Here is a 24,916-nt window from a genome sequence, read left to right as displayed (position 1 = left end):
TTGTCCACGCCGGATCGCCGTCCGGGGCAGGCCCGTTCGTCGCCGCGTGGGCGTCACTCTACGGGCTGGGGAGCACCGCGCGGGAACAGGTCCGCAGGTCGGGGCGGATCTGACCAGAACATCCCCCTACCGTCGGGTAAGCCCGTCTGGCAAGCTCGGACGATGACTCCCCGCGCCACCGACCGGGCCCGGTACGACCGGGCCACCGCACATCTCGACGCCCCGCTCGCCGTGGTCGACCTCGACGCGTTCGACGCCAACGCGGATGATCTCGTCCGCAGGGCCGCGGGCAAACCGATCAGGGTCGCGAGCAAATCGGTGCGCTGCCGCGCGCTGCTGGAACGGGTCCTGGCGCGCGACGGCTTCGCGGGCGTCATGTCGTTCACCCTGGCCGAGTCGTTGTGGCTGGCGCGTGCCGGTTTCGAGGACGTGCTGCTCGCCTATCCGTCGGTGGACCGGGGGGCGTTCGCCGAACTCGCCGCCGACCCGAAACTGGCGGCGGCCGTGACGGTGATGGTCGACGATCCGGCTCAGCTGGATCTCGTCGATCTCGCGCGGGCGGGCGGCACGGAGGAGATCCGGGTCTGCCTGGAGCTGGACACCGCGTTCCAGTTGTTCGGCGGCCTGGTACGGATCGGTGCCAGGCGCTCACCGCTGCGCGAGCCGGCGCAACTGGCCGAGCTGGCCCGGTCGATCGCCCGCAGGCCCGGTTTCCGGCTGGTGGGGCTGATGGCGTACGAGGGGCATGTGGCGGGTGTCGGGGACTCGGTCGCGGGCCGGCCGCTGCGCTCGCGCGCGGTGCGGCTGATGCAGTCGGCCGCGCGCGCGGAGCTCGCCGAGCGGCGCCGGGCCGTGGTGCGCGCGGTGCGGCTGGTGGCGCCGGAGCTGGAGTTCGTCAACGGCGGCGGCACGGGCAGTGTGCAGCACACGGCGGCCGAGGACTCGGTGACGGAGATCGCCGCCGGTTCGGGGCTGTACGTGCCGCGGTTGTTCGACAACTACACGTCGTTCAGGGGCCGTCCGGCGGCGCTGTTCGCGCAGCCGGTGGTGCGCAGGCCGGGTGTGGGCGTGGTGACCGTCCTCGGCGGCGGCTATCCGGCGTCGGGCGCGGCGGGCCGGGACCGGCTGCCGGAGCCGTATCTGCCGGAGGGGCTGCGCTACGACGCGCAGGAGGGCGCCGGGGAGGTGCAGACCCCGCTGCTGGGGTCCGCCGCCGACGATCTGCTCATCGGCGACCGGGTGTGGTTCCGGCACGCCAAGGCCGGCGAACTGTGCGAGCGCTTCGACGAGTTGCTGCTGGTCGAGGGCGACCGGGTGACGGCGACGGTGCCGACGTACCGGGGCGAGGGCCGTACCTACCTCTGAGGCCCGTCCGGGAAGCGCGACCGGGTGGTCAGGAGGGGCCGATGGAGCTGCCGACGCCGCCCGTCGTGTCACCGATCGCCCGGATGCCCTTCGTGATCGTGTCCATACCGGCGAGCGGCGGGCCCTTGGGTCCGGCGTCGAAGGCGAACCGGACGACGATCAGTGATTCGGCGCCGATGGTCGAGGGGAAGGCCAGCGACTGGACGTAACCGCCGGGCCCCGAACCCGTCTCGACCTTCCAGCGCACGAGATACCCGGTGCGTCCGGCGACGGTGACCTCCCCGGACCGGACGACCGTGTGCGAGGTGACACCTCCGTAGAAGGAGTTGCCGATGGAGTCCTCGTCGTACAGGGCGTCGGACGCGTCCTCGATGTCCTCCTTGGCGAGGGCTTCGGGACCGGCCGCGTCGGTCTGGGTCGCGGTGGAGGACATGACCCGGCCGTACCGGCAGTACCGGTTCGTCTCGCCGGGGCACTCGCGGTCCGCCACCGTCGTCATGGTGACCGCGCGGTCGACGGAGCTGTCCGACTTCTCCCAGTCGTCGGGGATGGGCAGGGTGATGCCGTTGAGCTGGTCGACGAGCACGGTGGGGTCGGCGCTCGGCTCGGCGGTGGGAGTCCCGTCGCCGCCGTCCGTCGGCCCGGGCGCGGGCTCACCGGTGGTCGGCGCGGACCGGGGCACGGTCTTCGTGCCGTCGTCGCCGAACAGCGTGATCCCGGCGACGACCGTGGCGACGAGCACGAGCCCGGCGGCGACGCCACCGAGCACCACACCCCGCCCACGACGCGCCGACCGCGGCTGCCGGGAGTCCTGTTGACCACCCTGCTGATACGGGACGGCCCCACCGAGCGGCCGGGTGTGCGCGGTCCACCCGTTCCCGTCCCACCAACGCTCACTCCCGGGCACACCCGGATCCGCGTACCAGCCGGGCGGCGTCGTCATGCTCATCCCGTCACCCTAAGGGCCGTACGCCGGATACCCGCACTTGAGTTGCCCTTCCGTGGACAGGCCCTACAGCGGTGTCACGTACGCCCCTCCGATGCCGCCGTCCACCATGAAGTCCGTCGCGTTGACGAACGACGCGTCGTCGCTGGCGAGGAAGGCGACCGCCGCGGCGATCTCCTCCGCCTCGGCGAAACGGCCGCCGGGGATGTGCACGAGCCGCCGTGCCGCGCGCTCGGGGTCGCTCGCGAACAGTTCGCGCAGCAGGGGGGTGTTGACCGGGCCCGGGCAGAGCGCGTTGACGCGGATGCCCTCGCGGGCGAACTGGACGCCCAGTTCGCGTGACATCGCGAGCACGCCTCCTTTGGAGGCGGTGTACGAGATCTGGCTGGTGGCCGCGCCCATGGTCGCGACGAAGGACGCGGTGTTGATGATCGAGCCGCGCCGCTGCTGCCGCATGTAGGGGATGACGGCCTTGCAGCAGAGGTACACGGAGGTGAGGTTGACCTCCTGGACCCGGCGCCAGGCGTCGATGCCGGTGGTGAGGATCGAGTCGTCCTCCGGGGGTGAGATGCCCGCGTTGTTGAAGGCGATGTCGATGCTGCCGTAGGTGTCGAAGGCCTTCTTGAAGAGGCCGTCGACCTGTTCGGCGTCGGTGACGTCGACCCGTACGTGGACGCCGCCCACCTCGTCGGCCACCGCCTTGCCCGCCGTCTGGTCGATGTCGCCGCAGACGACGTTCGCGCCTTCGGAGGCGAGCCGGCGCGCGGTGGCGAGACCGATGCCGCTGCCCGCGCCGGTGACGACGGCGGTGCGGCCGACCAGCCGGCGGCAGACGGACGCCTCGGCGCTCTGGTTGATCTCGTCGGGCATGGGTCAGGCCTCCGTACTGATGAAGATGTTCTTGGTCTCGGTGAACGCGGTGAGGGCGTCGGGGCCCAGCTCCCGCCCGACGCCGGACTGCTTGTAGCCGCCGAAGGGGGTCGAGTAGCGCACGCTGCTGTGGGAGTTGACGGACAGGTTGCCGGCGGCGACGGCGCGCGAGACGCGCAGCGCGCGGCCGAGGTCGCGGGTCCACAGGGAGCCGGAGAGGCCGTACTCGGTGTCGTTGGCGAGGCGGATCGCGTCCGCCTCGTCGTCGAAGGGGATCACGACGGCGACCGGGCCGAAGATCTCGTCGGTCACGGCCGGGTCGTCGGCGGCGACGTCGGTGAGGACGGTCGGCGGGAACCAGAAGCCGGGGCCGTCGGGGGCGCTGCCCCGTACGGCCGCCCGGTCCTCGGGGACGTACCCGCGCACGCGCTCCAGTTGGGCGCGTGAGATGAGCGGGCCCATCTGGGTCCTGTCGTCCGAGGGGTCGCCGACGACGACCGACCGCACCGCGGGGGCGAGGAGTTCGAGGAACCGGTCGTACGCGGTGCGCTGGACGAGGATGCGGGTACGGGCGCAGCAGTCCTGTCCGGCGTTGTCGAGGTAGGCCATCGGCGCCTCGGCGGCGGCCCGTTCGACGTCGGCGTCGGCGAAGACGATGTTGGGGCTCTTGCCGCCGAGTTCGAGGGTCACGCGCTTCGTCCGCCGCGCGCCCCTGGCCATGATCTCCTTGCCCACCCGCGTGGAGCCGGTGAAGACGATCTTGGCGACGCCGGGGTGGTCGACCAGGGCCTGGCCCGTGACGTCCCCCGCGCCCGGCAGCACCTGGAACAGATGCTCGGGAAGGCCCGCCTCCAGGGCGAGTTCGGCCAGCCGCAGCGCGGTCAGCGGGGTGGTCTCGGCGGGCTTGAGAAGTACGGCGTTGCCCGCCGCCAGGGCCGGTGCGGTGCCCCAGGCGGCGATGGGCATGGGGAAGTTCCAGGGGGCGATGACCCCGACGACGCCGAGCGGTTCGAGGAGGGTGATGTCGAGGCCGCCGGCGACGGGGATCTGACGTCCCGTCAGGCGCTCCACTCCCCCGGCCGCGTAGTCGAGGAGGTCGCGGACGTTGCCCGCCTCCCAGCGGGCGTTCCCCAGCGTGTGGCCCGCTTCCCGGACCTCCAGCCGGGCGAGTTCTTCGAGGTAGCCGTCGACCGTGGCGGCGAACCGGCGCAGCAGCCGTGCGCGGTCGGCGGGGGCGGCCTCGGACCACCGGCGCTGGGCGGTGGCGGCCCGTACGACGGCCGCGCCGACCTCGGCCTCGCTCGTCGCCGGGACGGTGGCGACGACCTCCTCGGTCGCCGGGTTGAGGATCTGGTGGGCGTGGGGCTGGTCGGGCACGTCTGGCTTCCTCACATGCGTTCGAAGGAGCGGCGCAGCTCCCAGTCGGTCACGGCGGCGTCGAAGGCGGCCAGCTCGACCCGGGCGAGGTTGAGGTAGTGCGCGACGACCTCGTCCCCGAAGGCGGCCTTGGCGATCGGGCTGCGCTCCCAGAGGTCGGCGGCCTCGCGCAGGGTGGTGGGGACCTGCTCGTACTCGGAGGTGTAGGCGTTCCCGGTGCAGACCTCGGGCAGTTCGAGCTCGTGCTCGATGCCGTAGAGACCCGCCGCGACCAGGCCCGCGACGGCCAGGTGGGGGTTGACGTCGCCGCCGGGCAGCCGGTTCTCGAAGCGCATGGAACGGCCGTGGCCGACGACCCGCAGGGAGCAGGTGCGGTTGTCGTTGCCCCACGCGACGGCGGTCGGGGCGAAGGAGCCGGGCGCGAAGCGTTTGTAGGAGTTGATGTTCGGCGCGTACAGGACGGAGAAGTCGCGCAGCGCGGCGAGCTGTCCGGCCAGGAAGTGGCGCATCACGGGTGACATCCCGTGGGCGTCGTCGCCCGCCATGACGTTCGTGCCGGGTTCGTCGACGGACTGGAGCGAGAGATGGATGTGGCAGGAATTGCCCTCGCGCTCGTTGTACTTGGCCATGAAGGTGAGCGAGACGCCTTCCTGGGAGGCGATCTCCTTGGCGCCGGTCTTGTAGATGGCGTGCTGGTCGCAGGTGAGCAGGGCCTCGTCGTAACGGAAGACGATCTCGTGCTGGCCCGGATTGCACTCGCCCTTGGCGGACTCGACGGTCAGGCCGGCGGCGGTCATGTCGTTGCGGATCCGGCGCAGCAGGGGCTCGATGCGGCCGGTGCCGAGGACGGAGTAGTCGATGTTGTACTGGTTGGCGGGGGTGAGGCCGCGGTAGCCGCTGTCCCACGCCTGCTCGAAGGTGTCCTTGAAGACGATGAATTCGAGTTCCGTACCGACGTGCGCGGTGTAGCCGTGCTCGGCGAGCCGGTCGAGCTGGCGGCGCAGGATCTGGCGGGGCGCGGCGACGACCGGTGAGCCGTCGTTCCAGGCGAGGTCCGCGATGAGCATCGCCGTCCCCTCGTTCCAGGGGACACGGCGCAGCGTCGCGAGGTCGGGGTGCATGGCGAAGTCGCCGTAGCCGTGGTCCCAGGAGGACATCGCGTAGCCGTCGACGGTGTTCAGCTCGACGTCGACGGCGAGGAGGTAGTTGCAGCCCTCCGTGCCGTGTTCCAGTACGTCCTCCAGGAAGAACGGCGCGGCGAACCGCTTGCCCTGGAGTCTGCCCTGCATGTCGGGGAAGGCCAGGACCACGGTGTCGATCTCGCCGCTCGCCACCAGGGCGCGCAGCTCCTCGACGGAGAGTGGGGGTGTGCGGTCTGCCACGGGGCAACTCCTCCATCGGCCAGCCGGGGACCTTAAGGTATTCCGGGAGACCATTGCTTGGGAAGGGGAAACGGCGACGTGGCGAAGAAGGATGCGGCGGGGCAGAGTGAGCCGGCCGACCGGCTGACGCCCGTCCTGCGTCCCGTGCGGGCGGGCAACGGTTTCGAGGAGGCCCTGGAGCAGATCCTGCAGGTGCTGCGCCTCGGTCTGGTCGCGGGCGGTGAACGGCTGCCCGCCGAGCGGGATCTGGCGGAGCGGCTGCGGATCAGCCGGGTCACGCTGCGCGAGGTGCTGAAGGTCCTCACCGACCAGGGGCTGGTGGAGAGCCGGCGGGGGCGCTACGGCGGCACGTTCGTACTGCCCCGGCCCGACACCCCGCCGCAGGGGGTCGAGGAGGAACTGCGGCGCCGGGTCTCCGGGGTGGACATCGAGGACGTGCTGCGGTTCCGCGAGGTGCTGGAGGTGGGCGCGGCCGGGCTGTGCGCGGCGCACGGCCTGTCCGGACCGGAGGCGTCCCGCCTGCGTACGGCGCTCGCGGCGACGCACGACGCCCCGCTGGGTGACTACCGACGCCTCGACACGCTGCTGCATCTGACACTCGCGGAGCTGTCGGGCTCGGCGCGGCTGACCGAGCAGTACGTGTCGGTGCGCGCGACCGTGAACGACCTGCTGGACTGCATCCCGCTGCTGGTGCGGAACCTGGAGCACTCCCAGCAGCAGCACACGGCACTGGTCGAGGCGGTGCTGGCGGGCGACGCGGACGCGGCGCGCGAGGCGATGCGCGAGCACTGCGGGGGCACGGCGGCGCTGCTGCGGGGATTTCTGGCCTGAGAGCGGGTAACGGGGCGGGAGGCGTTCCGCGTCACGGCAGCCCCGGCACGCCCCCGCCCCGGCGTGCCCGTGCCGGTCGCCCGTAACAGCCGCTTAACGCACAGGGCTTGCGCACGGACGTTTCCGGCCGCAATGGTGTGGCCCCACACCTTTACCCGAGGCAGGAGCGGCTCATGGCCGAAGGCACGGAATCCCGTATCCCACCAGCCGATCCGCCGGGTCCGGCCGGTCCCGGGCAGGGCGGCTCCCCCGACGACGCGGCCTATCTGCGGCGCCGGGCGCTGAAGGGCGGCAGCGCGGGCTGGCTGCTGCTGACCGGCCTCGGCGTCGCGTACGTCGTCTCGGGGGACTTCTCCGGCTGGAACCTCGGACTCGCCGAGGGCGGCTTCGGCGGGCTCGCCATCGCGACGCTCCTGATGGGCGCGATGTACGCGTGCCTCGTCTTCTCGCTCGCCGAACTGTCCGCGATCCTGCCCACGGCGGGCGGCGGTTACGGCTTCGCCCGCCGCGCGCTCGGCACCTGGGGCGGCTTCCTGACCGGCACGGCCATCCTCATCGAGTACATCCTGGCGCCGGCCGCGATCTCCATCTTCATCGGTGACTACATCGAGTCGCTGAACCTCTTCGGGCTGGAAGCGGGGTGGCCGGTCTATCTCGCCTGCTTCGCCGTCTTCATCGGCATCCACCTCTGGGGCGTCGGCGAGGCGCTGCGCTTCAGCCTGGTGGTGACGGCCATCGCCGTCGCCGCGCTGCTGATCTTCGCCGTGGGCGCCTTCACCGAGTTCGACAGCGGCGGTCTCAACGACATCCCCGTCCAGGAGGACGCCTTCGGGTCCAACTCGTGGCTGCCGTACGGCCTGCTGGGCATCTGGGCCGCGTTCCCGTTCGGCATGTGGTTCTTCCTGGGCGTCGAGGGTGTGCCGCTGGCCGCGGAGGAGGCCAAGGATCCGGTGCGCTCGATGCCGAAGGCGCTGTCGATCTCCATGGGCGTCCTCGTCCTGCTGGCCCTGATCACGTTCTTCGCCGCGACGGGCGCCCGCGGCTCGGCCGCCGTCCAGGAGGCGGGCAATCCGCTGGTCGTCGCGCTCCAGGGGGACGGTGACCCCACGGCGCTCAGCCGGTTCGTCAACTACGCGGGCCTCGCCGGTCTGGTCGCGTCCTTCTTCTCACTCATCTACGCCGGTTCCCGGCAGCTCTTCGCGCTCTCCCGCGCCGGCTATCTGCCGCGCTTCCTCTCGCTGACCAGCAGCCGCAAGGCGCCGTACCTGGGTCTGCTGATACCCGGCGCGATCGGCTTCGCGCTGGCCGCGGGCAGCGGCAACGGCGGCCGGATGCTGAACGTCGCGGTCTTCGGCGCCACCATCTCCTACGCGCTGATGGCCCTGTCGCACCTGGTCCTGCGGCGCCGCGAGCCCGGTCTGCACCGTCCGTACCGGACACCGGGCGGCATGCTGACCTCCGGCGTAGCGTTCGTCCTGGCGCTGTCGGCGCTGGTGGCGACGTTCCTGGTGGACAAGGACGCCGCGTTCATCGCCCTCGGCGTCTACGTCGTGGCCCTGGCCTACTTCGCCTTCTACAGCAGGCACCGGCTGGTGGCCGCGGCGCCCGAGGAGGAGTTCGCCGCGCTCGCGGAGGCCGAGGCCGAGCTGGAGAGGGACTGAGCCGGGAGCACGCACCGCCGTACGACAGCACCACCGCACCGCCGCACCACAGCACCGCCGCACAGCACCACATCGGAGGAACGTTCAGTGAAGCCGCTCATCGGCGTCAGCACCTATCTGGAGACGTCGGCCAGGTGGGGCGTCTGGGACCTGCCCGCCGCCCTGCTGCCCATGGCCTACCCCCGGCTCGTCCAGCGCGCGGGCGGCGTCGCCGTCATGCTCCCGCCGGACGAGCCGACCACCGCCGCCTCGGTGGTCGCCCGGCTCGACGGGCTGGTCGTCTCGGGCGGTCCGGACGTGGAGCCCGTACGGTACGGGGCCGAGCCGGACCCCCGTACCGGTCCGCCCGCCAGGGAGCGGGACGACTGGGAACTGGCGCTCATCGAGGCCGCGTTGGCGTCCGGAACGCCGCTGCTCGCGATCTGCCGGGGCATGCAGCTGCTGAACGTCGCACTCGGCGGCACGCTGATCCAGCATCTGGACGGCCATACGGCCGCGGCCCTCGGCGTGTTCGGCGAGCATCCGGTGAAGCCGGTGCCGGGCACGCGGTACGGCACCGCCGTACCGGAGGAGGCGGACGTCCCGTCCTCCCACCACCAGGCGGTGGACCGCCTGGGCAGGGGCCTGATCGTCTCGGCGTACGCGGGCGACGGGACGGTGGAGGCGGTGGAGCTGGTGGACGAGCGGTGGGTGCTGGGGGTGCAGTGGCATCCGGAGATGGGCGAGGACATCCGCGTGATGACGGCGCTGGTCTCGGCATCCTCACCACCGAGGCCGGCGCCCGTGGGGGCTGGGCGGGCCTGAGCGCGCCGCGCCGGGACAGCCCGGTGGGCCCCGACCGCCGGGCGTCTCCGGCCCCCGGACGGGCCCGGCGGAACGGCCCCCGAGGCGTACTGATCCGGCTGCCGTACACACCGCGGCCGTTGACGTTCACCCGAACGCCCCTCATCCCACGAGTCCAGCGCGGACAGCACGCCCCGTTCGGCGAGGGCGGGCGACCGGCCGGACTTCGCGGCCTCGGTGGCGTCCCTGGCCAGGGCCGCTCTCGTTGCGCGCGAGCTGCCGTTGGCTGTCGCCGGCGACAGCCTCCACCATGGCTCCTCGCCGCCCCGGTGGCTCGGCGCGCAAGCGCGCCGACCTCCGGCTCGACCGTGAGGCGCGGCGCGCCATCAAGCGCCGCACGGCGTGCTCCGAGGCGCCCCGGCCCGCCCGGCGCCTTCACGTGAGCCACCGATCGAGCGGAGACCGGTCGCGCCGACTCGGGCGGCTCGGGCGGCTCAACGTGGGCACGCCCGCGCGCGGCCAAGCGCCACGGTGTGCCCGAAGCCGCACAGAGGCCGCCCGGCCCCCGTGACGTCGTACAAGGAGGCGCCGGGTCTCTCCCCAGGCACGGGCGCGTCGACCTCGCGCGTTCACCCGGTCGACGGGCCCGTCCCCAGGGCGCTGCGGGTCAGTGACAGCAGTTCGCGGGCCGGGCCGCTCGGGCGGTGGCCCGTCGGCCAGACCGCCCGCAGGTCGCGGCGCAGCGACACCCCGGACACCTCCACCTCCGTCAGCCGACGCGACGCCAGTTCCTCCCCCACGGCCAGCTCACTGAGCACCGAGGGCCCCGCGCCGCTCACCACCGACGCCTTGACCGCCGTCGTCGAGGACAGTTCCAGCAGCGGCGTGGCGAGGCCTCCGTAAGAGGCGAGCGCCGCGTCGAGCACCTGGCGCGTGCCCGAGCCCTCCTCACGGAGGATCAGCGGTGCGGCGGCCAGTTCCTCGGGTGTCAGGGCCGTACGGCGTGCCCAGGCGTGCGTCGGCGCGACCACGACCACGAGCCGGTCACCGCCGATCACCGTGCCGTCGAGACCGGCGGGCACGGCCAGGCCCTCCACGAAGCCGAGGTCCGCCTCGCCGCCGAGCAGCCGTGCGGCCACGGCGCCCGAGTTGCCCGCGAGGAGCGAGACGGCCGTGTCCGGCCTGGCGGCACGCAGCGCGATGAGCCAGCCGGGCAGCAGATATTCGGCGATGGTCATGCTCGCTGCGACCCGCAGTCGTGAGTCGCGCCGGTCGCGCAGCGCCTGCGCGCCCGCGTCGAACGCCTCGGCCGCCTCCATGATCCGCCGCGCCCAGTCGGTGACGAGGGCGCCCTCACCGGTGAGCCGGGAGCCGCTGGGCGACCGGTCGAAGAGACTGACGCCGAGCAGGCGTTCGACGGACCGTATCCGGCTGCTCGCCGCGGGCTGGCTGATGCCCAGCTCACGGGCCGCCCCGCCCATGCTGCCGTGCCGGGCGACGGCGATCAGCAGCTCCAGCGCGCCGAGCTCGGGCACCCGGTGGGCGAGGGACACAGCGGGCTCGTCAGTCATACATTCAGGTTATGGCCTCATAGCGCCAAGGGGCCTGGTGAGGAGGGCCCGGAGCGACGAGGGTGCGACCATGGCCACCCTCGTTCCGACCGACCGCACGGCTTCTGCCGCCCGCACGGCTCCGAGCGGCGAGATCGCCGCGCCCCTCCCGCACGCGCGTCCCGCGCGCTTCGCGGTCCTGCGCCATGTCGGCCCCAACTGGTACGCGAGCGTCATGGGCACCGCGATCGTCGCGAGCGCGGGCGCGACCCTGCCGATGGAGCCGCTGGGGCTCGCGAGCCCGATGGACGTCCCCGTCCTGCGTGCCGCCTGCGTCACCGTCTGGGCGGTGTCGGCGCTGATGCTCCTCCTCCTGCTGACGGCCCGCGCCGGCCACTGGATCCACCACCGCGACCAGGCGCGCGCCCATCTGCTCGATCCCTCGGCGGCACCCTTCTACGGATGTCTGGCGATGGCGCTCCTCGCGGTCGGCGGGGCCACCCTCACCGTGGGCCGGCACGTGATCGGGGAGAGCGCGGCCGTGACCGTGGACGCCGTCCTCTTCACCGCGGGCACGCTCGTCGGCCTCGCGGCTGCGGTGGCCGTCCCGTACCTGATGGTGGTACGCCACCGGGTGCGCCCCGGCGACGCGTCCCCGGTGTGGCTCCTGCCGGTCGTGGCGCCGATGGTGTCGGCGGCGCTCGGCCCGGGGCTGATCCCGTACCTGCCCGCCGGTCAGTGGCGCGAGGCGCTTCTGCTGGCCTGTTACGCCATGTTCGGGATGAGCCTGCTCGCCACGCTCACCCTGCTGCCACTGATCTTCGGCAGGCTGGTGACGTACGGTCCGCTCCCCCTCGCGCTGACGCCCGCGCTCTTCCTCGTCCTCGGCCCGCTCGGGCAGTCCACGACGGCCGTCGGCCATCTCGCGCTTGCCGCTCCCGACGCGCTCACCTCCACCGCGTCCGCGCCGCCCGCCTCGTACGTCCCGGCCCTGGACGCCTTCGCCGTGCTGTACGGCGTCCCGGTGCTGGGCTTCGCGCTGCTGTGGCTCGCGCTGGCGGTCGCGATGGTCGTGCGGGCGGCGCGGCGCGGGATGCCGTTCTCGATGACGTGGTGGGCCTTCACCTTCCCCGTAGGTACGTGTGTGACCGGCGCCGCCGGTCTCGCCCACGCCACGGGACTTGTCGCCCTGGCCTGGCTGTCACTCGCGCTGTTCGTCCTGCTGACGGCCGCCTGGGCGGTCGCCTGGACCCGTACCGCGCACGGCCTGGTCAGCGGAGTGCTGCCCGCAGCGCCGCCGGTGCCCGGACCAGCGACGGCCCGTACCAGGTGAGGTGGCGCCCGTCGACCAGCGCGGCCGGCATCCCGGGGAATGCCTCGGGTCCGTCGTCGGCGGTGAAGCGGTACGGCTCGTCGGGCAGGACGACCAGGTCCGCCCCGGATGCCCGCAGCCGGTCCAGCGGGATGCGCGGATAGCGCTCGGCCAGGTCGCCGTACACGTTGTGCACACCGAGCCGGGCGAGCAGGTCACCCGCGAAGGTGTCGCCGCCGAGCACCATCCACGGCCTGCGCCAGATCGGTACGACCGCCTTGCGCCCGCCTCCGTAAGCAGGAGGCACCGCCGCCCAGGACTCCCGCGCCTCGTCCAGCCATCGCGGCGCGGTGAGCCCGCAGCCGGTCACGAGCATCCGCTCCAGCTCGGCGAACGCCTGGTCGAGGTCGCGCACCTCGGTGACCAGCACCTCGACACCCGCCGCCCGCAGCGCGGCCAGATCCGGCTCGCGGTTCTCCTCCTCGTTGGCCACCACGAGGTCGGGGCGCAGCGCGGTGACGGCGGCGACGTCCGGATTCTTGGTGCCGCCGACGCGTACGACGTCGAGGCCGGCGGGACGGGTGCACCAGTCGGTCGCGCCGACCAGGAGTCCGGGCGCGGTGGCCGCGACGGCCTCGGTGAGCGAGGGAACCAGCGAGACGACCCGGCGTACGCCGGTCCGGGCGCCGGTGCGCGCGGCGGTCACGGCCGGCCGCTCTCAGCGCCGGGTGTCGAACGTCGCGTCGATGTGTTCGGCGACGGCGACGACCAGGATGCGGGTGCCGGGCTCGGTGGCGCGCCAGCGGTGCCTGACCCCTCCGGAGAGGTACAGCGTGTCGCCGCGCTCCAGCCGGTACGCGCGGCCTTCGGCCTCGACCTCCACCGACCCGTCGGCGATGTACATCACCTCGTCGTTGCGGTGCTGGTACTCGCGCCCGGTGTCCTGCTCGCCCCGGTACTCCTTGGCGTGCAGCTGGTGCCCGCCGCGGGCCACCCTGCGTACGCCGGGCCCGTCCCCGTCGGCCCGTACGACGTCGACGGTGCGCGCGGAGTCGGCCGCGGCGTGCAGCACGGGGATGGTGGTCTCCAGGGCGTCGGCCACCCGCTCCAGCGAGCGGGCGCTCGGGCGCGCGCGTTCGTTCTCGATCTGGCTGAGGAACGGTACGGAAAGCCCGCTGCGGTCGGCCACGGCAGCCAGTGTGAGGCCGAGGGACCTGCGCCGCCTGCGGACGGCGGCGCCCACCCTGAGCGCTTCCTTGTCGTCCATGTCTGGGCTCCCTCCCGGCCGGATCGTCATCTTCTCAGAGTTGACGGCCGTGCAAAGGCGGTCTGCCTCACCCGGGGTGGACGGCGCCACGGTGAACCCCGTGGAAACGGGCGGCCCCGGCGAGCACGACGACGACCGGTCGACAGATCTCCATCCTCCGACCGACGGGGCCGTCCCACCACTGGTGGGGCCTCCGTCCCCGCGGCGCGGGCCCTCTCGGCGCGCGCCGTCGCGGAGGCAGGGGGTCGCCCACAAAAGCCGGACGAGGCGGGCGCCGCCACTGGCGACACCCGCCTCGTCCCGGCGCCTCGCGGCGGCCGGAACCGGCCATCGGCACTCTCCGTCACCGCGGAGCGATCTCGTCGGCGATGCCCGGATTCTTGTCCATCCAGATCTTCACCGCTTCTTCCTCGTGGCCCGTGCCGAGCTTCTGGATCTCGTTCTCCAGTCCGGCGAGCTGTTCCTCGCTGAGCTTGAAGTTCTTGAACCACTTGGTCAGCTGCGGGTAGTTCTCCGGGAAGTCCTTGTTGGCGACGGTGCGGATCTGGTCACCCTCGCCGAAGGCCTTCTGCGGGTCCTTGAGCTTGGTCAGCTCGTACTCGCTGTAGGCCCAGTGCGGGGTCCACAGCATGACCGCGACGGGTTCCTTCTTCGCGTACGAGCGCTCCAGCTCGGCCAGCATGCCGGGCGTGGAGCTGTCGACGACCTTGTAGTCGTCCAGGCCGTAGCCCGGCAGGACCTTGTTCTTGAGGATGTTCATGGTCTCGGTGCCGGGCTCGATACCGACGATCCGGCCCTTGAACTCGTCCTCACGGCCCTTCAGGTCCGCCAGCGAATCGACGCCCTTCACATAGGACGGCACGGCGATCTCCAGTGACGTCGGCCCGTACCAGGCGCCGAGGTCGGAGAGTTTGTCCCCGTACTTGTCCCAGTACTTCTTCTGGGTGTTGGGCAGCCAGCCGTCGAACTGGACGTCGATCTGCCCTCGGGACAGGGCCGTGTACATCGGGCCGACCTCGAACTGCTTGAGGTTCATCTTGTAGCCGCGCTCCTCCAGCACCGCCTTCCACAGATACGTGGCCGCGATGTCCTCCTCCCAGGGGAACCAGGCGACTTCGATGGGCCGTTCGCGCTCGTCCTTGCCGTTCGCGCCCTTGCTGACGCCGGAGACCGGCGTCCACTTGTCGGCCAGCCCGGGGTTGTCCTTCAGCCAGGCGCGTACGGCCTCCTGCTCCTTGCCCTTGCCGGCGCCCTGGATGCCCGCCTCGAGGCTGGTGAGCTGGTCCTCGGTCATCTTGAAGTTCTTGAGCCACTTGGCGACGCCGGGGTTGTCGTCGGAGAAGCCCTTGCGCGCGAGTGTGTGCACGCCGTCGCCCTCGCCGAAGGTGCCCTTCGGGTCCTTGAGCTTCTTCAGGTCGTAGGTGTTGTACGCCCAGTGCGGGGACCAGAGCGTGACGACGACCGGTTCCTTCTTCTCGTACGCGCGCTTCAGCTCGGCCAGCATGCCGGGCGTGGAGCCGTCGACGACCTTGTACTCGCCTTCGAGGCCGTACTCCTTCAGGACCTTGTCCTTGAGGATGCCCATCTCGCCGGCGCTGGGCTCGATGCCGATGATCCGGCCCTTGAACTGGCTCGCCCTGCCCTTGAGATCCGCGAGGGAGTCGATGCCCTTCACGTAGGAGGGCACGGAGAGCTCCAGGGACGTCTCGTCGTACCAGGCGCCCAGGTCCTCCAGCTTGTCCTGGTACTTGTCCCAGTAGTTGGCGTGCGTGGTCGGCAGCCAGGAGTCGGTCTGGATGTCGATCTGGCCGTTCGCCTGGCCGGTGTAGAGCGCGCCGGCCTCGTACTGGGTGGCCTCGACCTCGTAGCCGCGCCGCTCCAGCATCTCCTTCCACAGGAAGGTGGACGCGATGCCCTCGTCCCAGGGGATGTAGCCCATGCTGATCTTCTTGCCCTGGCCGACGTCCCCCTCGCCCGCGACGGTCGTGCTCTTGCCGCCGCCGAAGATGCTCATGCCACCCGCGACGAGCGCGAGGACGACCACACCGACCACGGCGACCGAGGGACGCGGACGGTGGTCCCAGACCTTGAGCGAACCGCTCGCCGCCCGCGCCTTGGCCAGCGCGCGGCGGCCCAGCGGCGAGACCTGCCGGCCCAGCGCGCCGGTCAGCCGGTCCAGGTACATCGCCAGGATGACGATGGAGACGCCCGCCTCGAAGCCGAGGCCGATGTCGACGTTGCCGATGGCGCGGTAGACGGCGCCACCGAGGCCGCCGCCGCCGACCATGCCCGCGATGACGACCATCGACAGACCCAGCATGATCACCTGGTTGATACCGGCCATGATCGTCGGGAGCGCGAGGGGCAGCTGGACGCGCAGCAGGGTGTTGCGCGGGCTGGTGCCGAACGCCTCGGCGGCCTCGACCAGTTCGGCGTCGACCTGCCGGATGCCCAGTTCCGTCATACGGACGCCGGGCGGCAGGGCGAAGATGATCGTGGCGATGATGCCGGGGACCACGCCGACGCCGAAGAAGATGATGCCGGGGATCAGATAGACCATCGCGGGCATCGTCTGCATGAAGTCGAGCACCGGCCGGATGACGGCGCTGACGGTGGCCGAGCGCGAGGCCCAGACGCCGAGCGGCACCGCGATGACCAGGATGACGATCGTCGCGACGAGGACCAGCGAGAGCGTGGACATCGCCAGTTCCCACAGCTCGATCGAGTCGATGAGCGCGAACCCGACGAAGGCGAGGCCGGCCGCGAGCAGGCCGCGCAGCCACCAGGCGAGCACCGCGAGGATGCCGGCGAGGAGGAGCGGTTCGGGGCCGTTGAGCACGGCGTCCACGGCGTCGTACATGCCGGTGACGACCGAGCTGATCGCGTCGAACAGCCAGGAGAGATGGCGCTGGAGGAAGTCGACTCCGCTGTCGACCCACTCGCCGAGCGGGAGCCTAGGCACTGGCCGCCTCCTTGTCGACGAGGAGCGTCTCCGGGGCGGCGACGGGCGCGGACGTGGCCGGGGGTGCGTCGGCCGGCGTCATCGGCTCGCCGAGTACGGCCAGCAGCCGGGCGCGCGGTACGACTCCGACCAGCCGCCCCTCGTCGTCGGTGACGGCGACGGGGACCGGGCTGGTCGAGCAGGGGGTGAACAGCTCGATGATCGGGGTGCTCACGGAGACGGTGGCGGGCGCCGCCGCGAGCACGTCCTTGTCGGTGCGCAGTTCCTTGCCGTCGTCCGTGCGGCTGCCATGGGCGGTGTCGGCGTCCGCCATGATCGCCCCGGCGGTCAGGACGCGCGAGCGGTCGACGTCCTGGGTGAAGGAGGCGACGTATTCGTTGGCCGGGGTGACGAGGATGTCCTCGGCGGTGCCGAGCTGGACTATCTCGCCGTCGCGCATCACGGCGATCCGGTCGCCGAGCCGCATGGCCTCGTTGAGGTCGTGGGTGATGAAGACGATGGTCTTCTTCAGCCGCTTCTGCAGTTCCAGGAGCTGGTCCTGCATGTCACGGCGGATCAGCGGGTCGAGCGCGCTGAACGACTCGTCCATGAGCAGCAGGTCCGCGTCGGTGGCGAGCGCGCGGGCCAGGCCCACCCGCTGCTGCATACCGCCCGAGAGCTCGTCGGGCCAGGCCTTCTCCCAGCCGGCCAGCCCCGCGAGCTCAAGGGCCTCCTTGGCCCGTCTGTCCCGCTCCGCGCGCGGGACGCCCTGGACCTCCAGGCCGTATCCCGCGTTCTCCAGCACACTGCGGTGCGGGAACAGCGCGAAGTGCTGGAACACCATGCTGATCTTGGTGGAGCGCACGGTGCGCAGCTCGGCCGCGCTCAGGGCGGTCAGATCCTGGCCGTCGAAGAGCACCCGGCCGGCCGTCGGCTCCAGCAGTCCGTTGAGCATGCGCAGCAGCGTGGACTTGCCGGATCCGGAGAGGCCCATCACGACGAATATCTGACCGGGATCGACGGAGAACGAGGCATCGATCACCGCTGCGGTCGTACCGTCGGCGCGCAACTCGTCGCGGTCGGTGCCGCTTTCGAGCTTCCTCACCGCTTCTTCGGGTCGTGCGCCGAATACCTTGTACAGGTGTTCCGCCTGCAGCCTGGACACATATACCTCACGCCGTCGAAATGAGAAACGGCCCGCCACCCCCGCCGGCGGGCCGTGGAGCGGTACGGGGTCTGCCCGTGCGGCCGGCCGGCGTTCTCCGAAGAGAGCGCGCCCGGGTTCGCTCCGGGTGCGCGCCTGCCCTCCGTTGCATGGACCAAACATTTATGTGGTCCACACCACTCAGGAGTGCCGCCGCGCAGGTCACAGGCGGACGGTCGGCGGTCCGGGGCAGCTCTCCGGCCACTGTCGGTGGGATGGGGCATCATCAGGGATGTGACGCGACGCCTGATGCTCCTCGACACCGCTTCCCTCTACTTCCGGGCCTATTTCGGGGTCCCCGACTCGGTGCGCGCCCCCGACGGCACACCGGTCAACGCGGTCCGGGGCCTGCTCGACTTCATCACCCGGCTCGTCCAGGACCACCACCCGGACGATCTCGTGGCCTGCTGGGACGCGGACTGGCGCCCGCAGTGGCGGGTGGATCTGATCCCGTCGTACAAGGCGCACCGCGTGGCCGTGGAGACACCGGAAGGGCCGGACGAGGAGGAGACCCCGGACACCCTGGCGCCGCAGGTGCCGATCATCGAGGCCGTGCTGGACGCGCTGGGGATCGCCCGCGTCGGCGTGGCGGGGTACGAGGCGGACGACGTGATCGGCACCCTCACCGGCGCCGCGTCCGGCCCGGTCGACATCGTCACCGGCGACCGGGACCTCTACCAGCTGGTGGACGACGCGCGCGGTGTACGGGTGCTGTATCCGCTCAAGGGCGTCGGATCGCTCCAGATGACGGACGAGGCGTGGCTGCGCGAGAAGTACGGGGTGACCGGCTCCGGCTATGTCGATCTGGCGCTGCTGCGCGGCGATCCGAGCGACGGGCTGCCCGGTGTGCCCGGGATCGGGGAGAAGACGGCGGCCAAGCTGCTCGACGCGTTCGGTGATCTGGCGGGGATCATGGCGGCGGTCGACGATCCGCGTTCGGGACTGACCCCTTCGCAGCGCAAGCGGCTGGACGAGGCCAGGGACTATGTGGCGGTCGCGCCGACGGTGGTGCGGGTCGCGGGGGACGTTCCCCTGCCGGACTTCGACCCGGCGCTGCCCTCCGAGCCGCTCGACCCGGAGACGCTGGACGCGCTGGCGGCGCGATGGGGGCTGAACAACGCGCTGCACCGGCTGCTCACCGTGCTCGGAAAGTGACGGCGCCGAGGGGTACGGACGACGGCGGGATGTTAAGTTAGGTAAGCCTAAGCATCGTCCGCCCGTCCGGGGCGGCCGTATCAGTCAAGGGAGACCGCCGTGGCAGCAGAGCCGGCCCGCAAGTCACCGAAGGTCCGCGAAGCGCGGGTGATACGCACCCAGCGCATCACCCCGCACATGGTGCGCCTGGTTCTCGGCGGCGAGGGGCCGGCCGGGCTCGACGCGGGCGAGTTCACCGACCACTACGTGAAGCTGCTGTTCGCGCCCGAGGGCGTCAGCTATCCCGAGCCGTTCGACATGGACCGGGTCCGCGAGGACTTCCCGCGTGAGCAGTGGCCCACGAGCCGTACGTACACGGTGCGCGAATGGGACCGGGAAGCCGGGGAGATGACCGTCGACTTCGTCGTGCACGGCGACGAGGGCCTGGCGGGGCCGTGGGCCGCCGCCGCGCGGCCGGGTGACACGGTGCGGTTCCTGGGCCCCGGCGGGTCGTACGCCCCGGACCCGGCCGCCGACCGGCATCTGTTCGTCGGTGACGAGAGCGCGCTGCCCGCCATCGCCGCGTCGATCGAGCAGGCTCCCGAGGGCGCCGTGATCCACGCGTTCATCGAGGTCGAGGGGCCCGAGGAGGAGCAGAAGATCGCCGCTCCCGCCGGGGCCGAGATCGTCTGGCTGCACCGCGGGAGCCGTCCCGTCGGCGAGGCACTGGTCGCCGCCGTACGGGCGCTGGACCTCCCCGGCGACGACGTACACGCGTTCGTGCACGGCGAGGCCGGCTTCGTGAAGGAGCTGCGCCGCCATCTGCGGCACGACCGGAAGATCCCGCGCGAGCGGCTGTCGATCTCGGGCTACTGGCGGCTGGGCCAGAACGACGAGGCGTGGCGGGCCGTCAAGCGCGAGTGGAACGAGCAGGTGGAGCGCGAGCAGGAGAGCACGAAGGGCTGAGCCCCGCGTGCCTCGCTCCTCGGGCGCCGGACCGGCGCCCGAGGAGGACGACGGTCACCGCGTCGCACGGATTCCGGTACGACTGGAGCGTCCGTGACCGGCAGCCGCACCGCGACGACCGCGAGGACGGGCAGCGGCCCTCCGCGGCTCGGTACGTCGCCCCGGCCGGAACCGGTGCCGGAACCGGTCGGCACCGCCGAACCCGCCCGCGCCGCCCGGGCGGTCGGCCCCTCCGAGCCTCCCGCGCCGCCCGCCATGTGCGCCCACGAGCACCGCACACTCGGGTCGCCGATCGGGACATATTACGAATTTGCTCGGCCATGACACGATCGGATCGGGACCGGACCAATCCGCCGCGCACCCCGCTCCGAATCCCCGGTGAAACCGTCCGGTACGCCGGACGGCGTGCCCGCCCGCCGCACCGTGGAGGAACAGCCGCGTGAAACAAGCCGTGCATATCGGCGGCCCCGCTTCTGCCGGGCCGGACCTGCAGGAATTGCTGGGCCAGGTGGCCCGGGGCGACCAGGACGCCTTCGCCCGTGTGTACGACATGGTCTGCGGGCCCGTGCTCGGGCTCGTCCGCTCCGTCCTGCGCGACCCCGCCCAGTCCGAGGAGGTCACCCAGGAGGTCCTGCTCGAGGTCTGGCGCAGCGCCCCGCGCTTCGAGGCGTCCCGTGGCAGCGGTATGACCTGGGTGCTGACCCTCGCGCACCGGCGCGCGGTGGACCGCGTCCGCTCGGCCCAGGCGTCCAGCGACCGCGAGCACCGGGCGGCCCTCCTGGACCGGACACCGGCCTTCGACGAGGTCACCGAACAGGTCGAGTCCCGGCTGGAGCGCGAGCAGGTACGGCGCTGTGTCCGCACCCTGACCGACCTCCAGCGCGAGTCGGTGACGCTCGCCTACTACCAGGGGCTCGCGTACCGCGAAGTCGCCGAACTGCTCTCCGTGCCGCTCGGCACGGTCAAGACACGACTGCGCGACGGCCTCATCCGGCTGCGCGACTGCCTGGGGGTGAGCGCATGAGCACCGCTGAACTGCACACACTGACCGGCGCCTACGCGCTGCACGCGCTGGAGGCGGACGAGCGCGCCGCGTTCGAGCGGCATCTGGAGGTGTGCCCGGCCTGTGCCCAGGAGGTCGCCGAACTGGCCGCCACCACCACGCGGTTGGGACTCGCCGTGGCCGTCACACCGCCGGCGGAGCTGAAGGCGCGGGTGCTGCGGCGGATCGCCACCGAGCGCCAGGATCCGCCGAAGGTGACACCGGAGTCCCGTGGCGCCGGCGGCGGGGCCGGGGCAGCGGGGCGGCGCGCGCTCTCACGCTTCGCGCTGGCCGCCTGCCTCGCGGCTGCGGCCGGTTTCGGCGGGATCGCCGTCTGGCAGCACCAGGAGGCCCGGGACGCCGCCGAGCGGGCGACGGCCTCGCAGCAGCGGTCCGAGGCACTGGCCGCCGTACTCACGGCGCCCGACGCCAAGATCAGCACGGGTGAGCTGACCGACGGCGCGACCGGCACGGTCGTCGTCTCACGCGCCCAGGACAAGGCGGCGTTCATCGCCTCCGGTATGCCGAAACCGCCCGGCGGCAAGGTCTACCAGCTCTGGTTCAACGACGAGGGCACGATGCGGGACGCGGGTCTGATGGACCCCTCCAGCTCGTCGGACTCGGTACTCATGGCCGGTTCCGTCGGGGAGGCGTCGGGGATGGGGATCACCGTGGAACCGGCGGGCGGCTCACCGGAGCCGACCTCCGACCCGGTGGCACTGATGAACTTCCCGACCTGAGCGGCGCGAACAGCCGGACGGCCCGCACCCGATGACCGGAGGGTGCGGGCCGTCCGGCCGTTCCACGGCCTTCAGTCCGCCTTGCGCGGCGGAAGCGGGAAGAAACCACTCGTACGGGCCGCGTACTCGGCGAAGCCCGGCCGCCGTGCCATGTGCCGCTCCAGCAGCCGCTTCCCGCTGCCGCCGATCAGCAGATAACTCATCACCAGCGGACTCACCAGCGTCGCCGCCGCGACCACCGGATCGTCGCAGACGATCAGGAACAGCCCCCACCACACACAGAAGTCACCGAAATAGTTCGGATGCCGGGTCCAGCTCCACAGACCCCGGTCCATGATCCGGCCCTTGTTGGCCGTATCGGCCTTGAACCTGGCGAGCTGGGCGTCGCCGACCGCCTCGAAGACCACACCGACGAGCCAGAGCGCAGCACCGCCGTACGCGACCGGGCCGAGACCGCCGGGGATGTACTGCGCGGCCTGGACGGGCAGCGAGACCAGCACGACCAGCAGCCCCTGCAGCAGATACACCATGCGCAGCGCGTACAGATTCCGGTTGCCCGGCGCCTTGGCGAGCATCGCCTCGTACCGCGCGTCCTCGCCGTGCCCCCGGCCGCGCCGGGCGATGTGGACGGCGAGCCGCAGCCCCCAGACGGCGGTCAATACGGTGACCAGCAGCCGGCGCGCCTCGTCCCCCTCCCCCGCCGACACGGCGTAGCCGGTCACGGCCACCGCCGTGAAACCGATCCCCCAGGCGATGTCGACGATCCGGTGCAGGCCCTTGGCGACGGCGATCGCGAAGGTCACGAGCATGACCGCGAGCGCGGCGAGCGCCGCGAAGCCGATTCCCTGGCCGAAGGCGCCCCACGGATATCCGTTCATCGCGGATCACCTTCCCCGTACCAGTTCAGCGGGGTGGGCGGCATACCGCTGCGCCCCCGCTCCGAAGGGCGTACGGCCAGGATCTGGTCCACTCCCATCCGGCGCTCCTCGAAGGCGAGGGCGCTGCCCACCAGGTACAGCCGCCAGACGCGCACGGTCTCCTCACTCACGAGGGCGCGGAACCGCGCCCGTTGCTCCTCCAGCGTGCGGTGCCAGGCCCGGATCGTGCGCGTGTAGTGCTCGCGCATCGACTCCACGGCCCGCACCTCCAGCCCCGCGCCCTCCAGCAGCGAGACGGTGTCGCCGAGCGGACGCATGTGCATGTCGGGCGCGATGTACGACTCGATGAACGCCCCGCCTCCCGGCGCCACCGAGCCCCGCGACATCTGCTGCACCAGCGCCCTTCCGCCGGGCCGCAGCATCCGGTGGATCGTGGCGGTGAATTTGGGGTAGTCGGCGTCGCCGACGTGCTCGCCCATCTCGATGGTCGACACCGCGTCGTACGAACCGGCCCCGATCTCACGGTAGTCCGAGAGCCGCACCTCGACCAGCTCCGCCAGTCCGCGCGCGGCGACCTGCTCGCGCACGTACCGCGCCTGCTCGGCGGCGAGCGTCACGGCGGTGACCCGCGTCTTGTACGTCTCGGCGGCGTACAGGGCGAGGGATCCCCAGCCGCAGCCGATGTCCAGCAGCGCCGCCCCGGGGGCGAGGGCGAGCTTGCGGCAGACGAGCTCCAGCTTGTCGCGCTGGGCGTCGGCGGGACCATAACCCTGTCGGCAAACGCCCTCGCCCCCGCCGCAGTCGGGGCCCTCGTGGCCGTGCTCGTGCTCGTTCTTCGTCCAGTAGCCGCAGGAGTACGCCATGGTCTCGTCCAGCAGCAGGGCGTAGAAGTCGTTGGAGAGGTCGTAGTGATGGCTGATCGCCGCCCGGTCGCGTGCCCTGCTGTGCGGGGCGCCGGCGAGCCTGGCCTGGGAGGACGGTACGGGCGGGGGCGGGCCGGCCGCGCCGAGCCGCACCATGGCGGCGACGGCGCGGGCCCGGTCGGCCAGGGTGAGCTTCGGCGGGCGCAGCCCGCGCTCGCGTGCCGCGCCCCAGACGGTGCGCAGCCCGTCGGTGAGGTCGCCCTCGATGTCGAGCTCACCGGTGATGTACGCCTGGGCCAGGCCGAGTTCGTCGGGCCGGCGGACCAGTCGGCGCAGTGCCCGGCGTGAGCGCAGGACGACCACCGGGGCACCCTCGGGACCGGCGACGCTGCCGTCCCAGGCACGCAGCCGCAGCGGCAGCGGGGCGCCGAGGAGTTGTTCGGCGAGTCGCAGGAGCCGGTGCGCGGCGCCCGTGGCGGCGCGCGGTCGTGGCACCGGCGCGGGCCGGCTGCCCGTCGCCGGTCGGATTCCGGTCATCGGGTCGTTCCCTCCCTGGCCAGCACCATCTGCTGGACGTCGAGATAGCCGGACCGGAACCCGGCCTCGGAGTAGGCGAGATAGAAGGTCCACATGCGCCGGAACGTCACGTCGAACCCCAGCGCGTCGACCCGCGCCTCCTGTTCGGCGAACCGTTCGCGCCACAGCCGGAGCGTCTGCGCGTAGTGCGGTCCGAATCCGTCCTGCTCGACCACCCGCAACGACGTGTGCGCGGCGGTCAGTTGCTCCATCACCTCGACCGACGGGATCAGCCCGCCGGGGAAGATGTACTTGCCGATCCAGGTGTGGGTGGTGCGCGACGCGAGCAGCCGGTCGTGCGGCATGGTGATCGCCTGGAGCGCGATCCGGCCGCCGGGGGCCAGCAGCCTGTCCAGTGTGGTGAAGTACTCCGGCCAGAACTCCTCACCCACCGCCTCGATCATCTCGACGCTGACGACAGCGTCGAAGGTGCCGCGCACCGCGCGGTAGTCGCACAGCAGCACGGTCACCCGGTCCTCCAGGCCGGCGGCTCTGATCCGTTCCTCGGCGAGGGACTTCTGCTCCTCCGAGAGGGTCACGGTGACCACGTGCGCCCGGCGCGCGGCGGCCCGTATGGCCAGCTCGCCCCAGCCGGTGCCGATTTCGAGCAGCCGCGTCCCGGGTCCCACCCGCGCCTCGTCGAGGAGCCGGTCGATCTTGCGGTGCTGGGCGGCGGGGAGCAGCGTCCGGTCGGCGGGGAATCCGCGGAAGAGGGCGGAGGAGTACGAGAGGGTCTCGTCCAGGAAGAGCGCGAACAGCTCGTTCGACAGGTCGTAGTGGTGGCTGATGTTGTCGCGCGATCCCTCGGGGGTGTTGCGCTGCGCGTCGGGCCGCTTCAACGCCCAGACACGGCGCAGCCGTTGGAGCGGGGCGGGGACGAGGACGGCCGCGTTCTCGGCGAGGACGGTCAGGACGCCGACGAGATCGTCGGAGTCCCACTCGCCCGCCATGTACGACTCGCCGAAGCCGATCAGGCCGGTGGCCCCGATCCGCCGGAAGAACGCGTGCGGATCGCGTACGACCATCAGCGGTCCGCCGAGGCCCAGGGTCTCGTCCTCCCCGAGCCTGACCCGCAGTGCCAGCCGGGCCAGTGCGCGGCGGACGATGCGCTCGGCGACGGCAGTACGCGGCCACGAGGCGCGGGGCGGCCGGGCCACGTCCGGCCAGCGCCGCGCGTCCACGGCGGACGTGGACGCCGTCATGGCATCCGCGCCGGCCGCGGACGCCG

21 protein-coding genes are annotated in these 24,916 nt (G+C 72.0%); 9 read left to right on the top strand and 12 right to left on the bottom strand.

Features of this window, described 5'->3' with window-relative positions; all coding sequences use genetic code 11:
• The first annotated feature begins 162 nt into the window (after positions 1 to 162).
• Positions 163 to 1,365, top strand: coding sequence for an amino acid deaminase/aldolase (locus GXP76_RS02190; protein WP_242569663.1), 1,203 nt, complete (start codon positions 163 to 165; stop codon positions 1,363 to 1,365).
• A 28-nt stretch (positions 1,366 to 1,393) separates the two neighbouring features.
• On the opposite strand, the gene GXP76_RS02185 is transcribed toward GXP76_RS02190, so the two are convergent.
• The 4 genes from GXP76_RS02185 to GXP76_RS02170 all read right to left on the bottom strand — a co-directional run bounded on the left by GXP76_RS02185 (position 1,394) and on the right by GXP76_RS02170 (position 5,940).
• Positions 1,394 to 2,314, bottom strand: coding sequence for a DUF2510 domain-containing protein (locus GXP76_RS02185; RefSeq protein ID WP_242569662.1), 921 nt, complete (start codon positions 2,312 to 2,314; stop codon positions 1,394 to 1,396).
• Positions 2,315 to 2,377: 63 nt separating this feature from the next.
• Positions 2,378 to 3,181: a 3-oxoacyl-ACP reductase gene (locus GXP76_RS02180; RefSeq protein ID WP_242569661.1), complete on the bottom strand. Its 804-nt coding sequence runs from the start codon at positions 3,179 to 3,181 to the stop codon at positions 2,378 to 2,380.
• 3 nt (positions 3,182 to 3,184) lie between these two features.
• Positions 3,185 to 4,558, bottom strand: coding sequence for an aldehyde dehydrogenase (locus tag GXP76_RS02175; RefSeq protein ID WP_242569660.1), 1,374 nt, complete (start codon positions 4,556 to 4,558; stop codon positions 3,185 to 3,187).
• Between the two features lie 11 nt (positions 4,559 to 4,569).
• A complete protein-coding gene (locus GXP76_RS02170; RefSeq protein WP_242569659.1) occupies positions 4,570 to 5,940 on the bottom strand; it encodes a glutamine synthetase family protein in 1,371 nt (456 codons plus the stop codon).
• Positions 5,941 to 6,018: 78 nt separating this feature from the next.
• On the opposite strand from GXP76_RS02170, the gene GXP76_RS02165 reads away from it, so the two are divergent.
• From GXP76_RS02165 to GXP76_RS02155, 3 genes are all read left to right on the top strand, one after another.
• Positions 6,019 to 6,771 carry a FadR/GntR family transcriptional regulator gene (locus GXP76_RS02165; protein ID WP_242569658.1) on the top strand — a complete coding sequence of 251 codons (753 nt, stop codon included), beginning with the start codon at positions 6,019 to 6,021 and terminating at the stop codon, positions 6,769 to 6,771.
• Between the two features lie 173 nt (positions 6,772 to 6,944).
• Positions 6,945 to 8,432, top strand: coding sequence for an ethanolamine permease (gene eat / locus GXP76_RS02160; protein ID WP_242569657.1), 1,488 nt, complete (start codon positions 6,945 to 6,947; stop codon positions 8,430 to 8,432).
• Between the two features lie 87 nt (positions 8,433 to 8,519).
• A complete protein-coding gene (locus GXP76_RS02155; protein WP_242569656.1) occupies positions 8,520 to 9,236 on the top strand; it encodes a gamma-glutamyl-gamma-aminobutyrate hydrolase family protein in 717 nt (238 codons plus the stop codon).
• Between the two features lie 608 nt (positions 9,237 to 9,844).
• On the opposite strand, the gene GXP76_RS02150 is transcribed toward GXP76_RS02155, so the two are convergent.
• Positions 9,845 to 10,786 carry a LysR family transcriptional regulator gene (locus GXP76_RS02150; protein WP_242569655.1) on the bottom strand — a complete coding sequence of 314 codons (942 nt, stop codon included), beginning with the start codon at positions 10,784 to 10,786 and terminating at the stop codon, positions 9,845 to 9,847.
• 70 nt (positions 10,787 to 10,856) lie between these two features.
• On the opposite strand from GXP76_RS02150, the gene GXP76_RS02145 reads away from it, so the two are divergent.
• Positions 10,857 to 12,098, top strand: a complete 1,242-nt coding sequence (locus tag GXP76_RS02145; RefSeq protein WP_277992884.1) for a TDT family transporter — start codon at positions 10,857 to 10,859, stop codon at positions 12,096 to 12,098.
• Here GXP76_RS02145 and GXP76_RS02140 read toward each other — a convergent pair.
• The 4 genes from GXP76_RS02140 to GXP76_RS02125 all read right to left on the bottom strand — a co-directional run bounded on the left by GXP76_RS02140 (position 12,037) and on the right by GXP76_RS02125 (position 17,450).
• On the bottom strand, positions 12,037 to 12,783 hold the full coding sequence (locus GXP76_RS02140) for a helical backbone metal receptor (RefSeq protein ID WP_242569654.1): 747 nt from the start codon (positions 12,781 to 12,783) through the stop codon (positions 12,037 to 12,039). The genes GXP76_RS02145 and GXP76_RS02140 overlap by 62 nt on opposite strands.
• A gap of 12 nt (positions 12,784 to 12,795) precedes the next feature.
• Positions 12,796 to 13,344 carry a helix-turn-helix domain-containing protein gene (locus GXP76_RS02135; protein WP_242569653.1) on the bottom strand — a complete coding sequence of 183 codons (549 nt, stop codon included), beginning with the start codon at positions 13,342 to 13,344 and terminating at the stop codon, positions 12,796 to 12,798.
• Between the two features lie 343 nt (positions 13,345 to 13,687).
• Positions 13,688 to 16,306: an ABC transporter permease/substrate binding protein gene (locus GXP76_RS02130; protein WP_242569652.1), complete on the bottom strand. Its 2,619-nt coding sequence runs from the start codon at positions 16,304 to 16,306 to the stop codon at positions 13,688 to 13,690.
• Positions 16,299 to 17,450, bottom strand: coding sequence for a glycine betaine/L-proline ABC transporter ATP-binding protein (locus GXP76_RS02125; protein WP_242569651.1), 1,152 nt, complete (start codon positions 17,448 to 17,450; stop codon positions 16,299 to 16,301). Before GXP76_RS02125 ends, GXP76_RS02130 begins: the two co-directional genes overlap by 8 nt.
• A 288-nt stretch (positions 17,451 to 17,738) precedes the next feature.
• On the opposite strand from GXP76_RS02125, the gene GXP76_RS02120 reads away from it, so the two are divergent.
• The 4 genes from GXP76_RS02120 to GXP76_RS02105 all read left to right on the top strand — a co-directional run bounded on the left by GXP76_RS02120 (position 17,739) and on the right by GXP76_RS02105 (position 21,371).
• Positions 17,739 to 18,644, top strand: coding sequence for a 5'-3' exonuclease (locus tag GXP76_RS02120; RefSeq protein ID WP_242569668.1), 906 nt, complete (start codon positions 17,739 to 17,741; stop codon positions 18,642 to 18,644).
• A gap of 99 nt (positions 18,645 to 18,743) precedes the next feature.
• Positions 18,744 to 19,589, top strand: a complete 846-nt coding sequence (locus tag GXP76_RS02115; RefSeq protein ID WP_242569650.1) for a siderophore-interacting protein — start codon at positions 18,744 to 18,746, stop codon at positions 19,587 to 19,589.
• Positions 19,590 to 20,028: 439 nt separating this feature from the next.
• Positions 20,029 to 20,613 carry a sigma-70 family RNA polymerase sigma factor gene (locus GXP76_RS02110; protein WP_242569649.1) on the top strand — a complete coding sequence of 195 codons (585 nt, stop codon included), beginning with the start codon at positions 20,029 to 20,031 and terminating at the stop codon, positions 20,611 to 20,613.
• Positions 20,610 to 21,371: an anti-sigma factor domain-containing protein gene (locus GXP76_RS02105; protein ID WP_242569648.1), complete on the top strand. Its 762-nt coding sequence runs from the start codon at positions 20,610 to 20,612 to the stop codon at positions 21,369 to 21,371. Before GXP76_RS02110 ends, GXP76_RS02105 begins: the two co-directional genes overlap by 4 nt.
• A 71-nt stretch (positions 21,372 to 21,442) precedes the next feature.
• Here GXP76_RS02105 and GXP76_RS02100 read toward each other — a convergent pair whose 3' ends face one another.
• The 3 genes from GXP76_RS02100 to GXP76_RS02090 are packed head-to-tail and all read right to left on the bottom strand — an operon-like array spanning position 21,443 to position 24,890.
• The gene (locus tag GXP76_RS02100) at positions 21,443 to 22,249 is read right to left on the bottom strand and encodes a DUF1295 domain-containing protein (protein ID WP_242569647.1); all 807 of its coding nucleotides are present in this window, start codon (positions 22,247 to 22,249) and stop codon (positions 21,443 to 21,445) included.
• Positions 22,246 to 23,649 carry a cyclopropane-fatty-acyl-phospholipid synthase family protein gene (locus tag GXP76_RS02095; RefSeq protein WP_242569646.1) on the bottom strand — a complete coding sequence of 468 codons (1,404 nt, stop codon included), beginning with the start codon at positions 23,647 to 23,649 and terminating at the stop codon, positions 22,246 to 22,248. The genes GXP76_RS02100 and GXP76_RS02095 overlap by 4 nt, the downstream gene beginning before the upstream one ends.
• Positions 23,646 to 24,890 (bottom strand): cyclopropane-fatty-acyl-phospholipid synthase family protein, encoded by a 1,245-nt coding sequence (locus GXP76_RS02090; RefSeq protein ID WP_242569667.1) that lies wholly within the window; start codon positions 24,888 to 24,890, stop codon positions 23,646 to 23,648. Before GXP76_RS02090 ends, GXP76_RS02095 begins: the two co-directional genes overlap by 4 nt.
• Between the last annotated feature and the right edge of the window lie 26 nt (positions 24,891 to 24,916).

It is taken from the genome of Streptomyces sp. NP-1717, from assembly GCF_022695985.1.
Taxonomy (GTDB): Bacteria; Actinomycetota; Actinomycetes; order Streptomycetales; family Streptomycetaceae; genus Streptomyces.
This window is presented reverse-complemented; position numbering and strand designations above follow the sequence as displayed.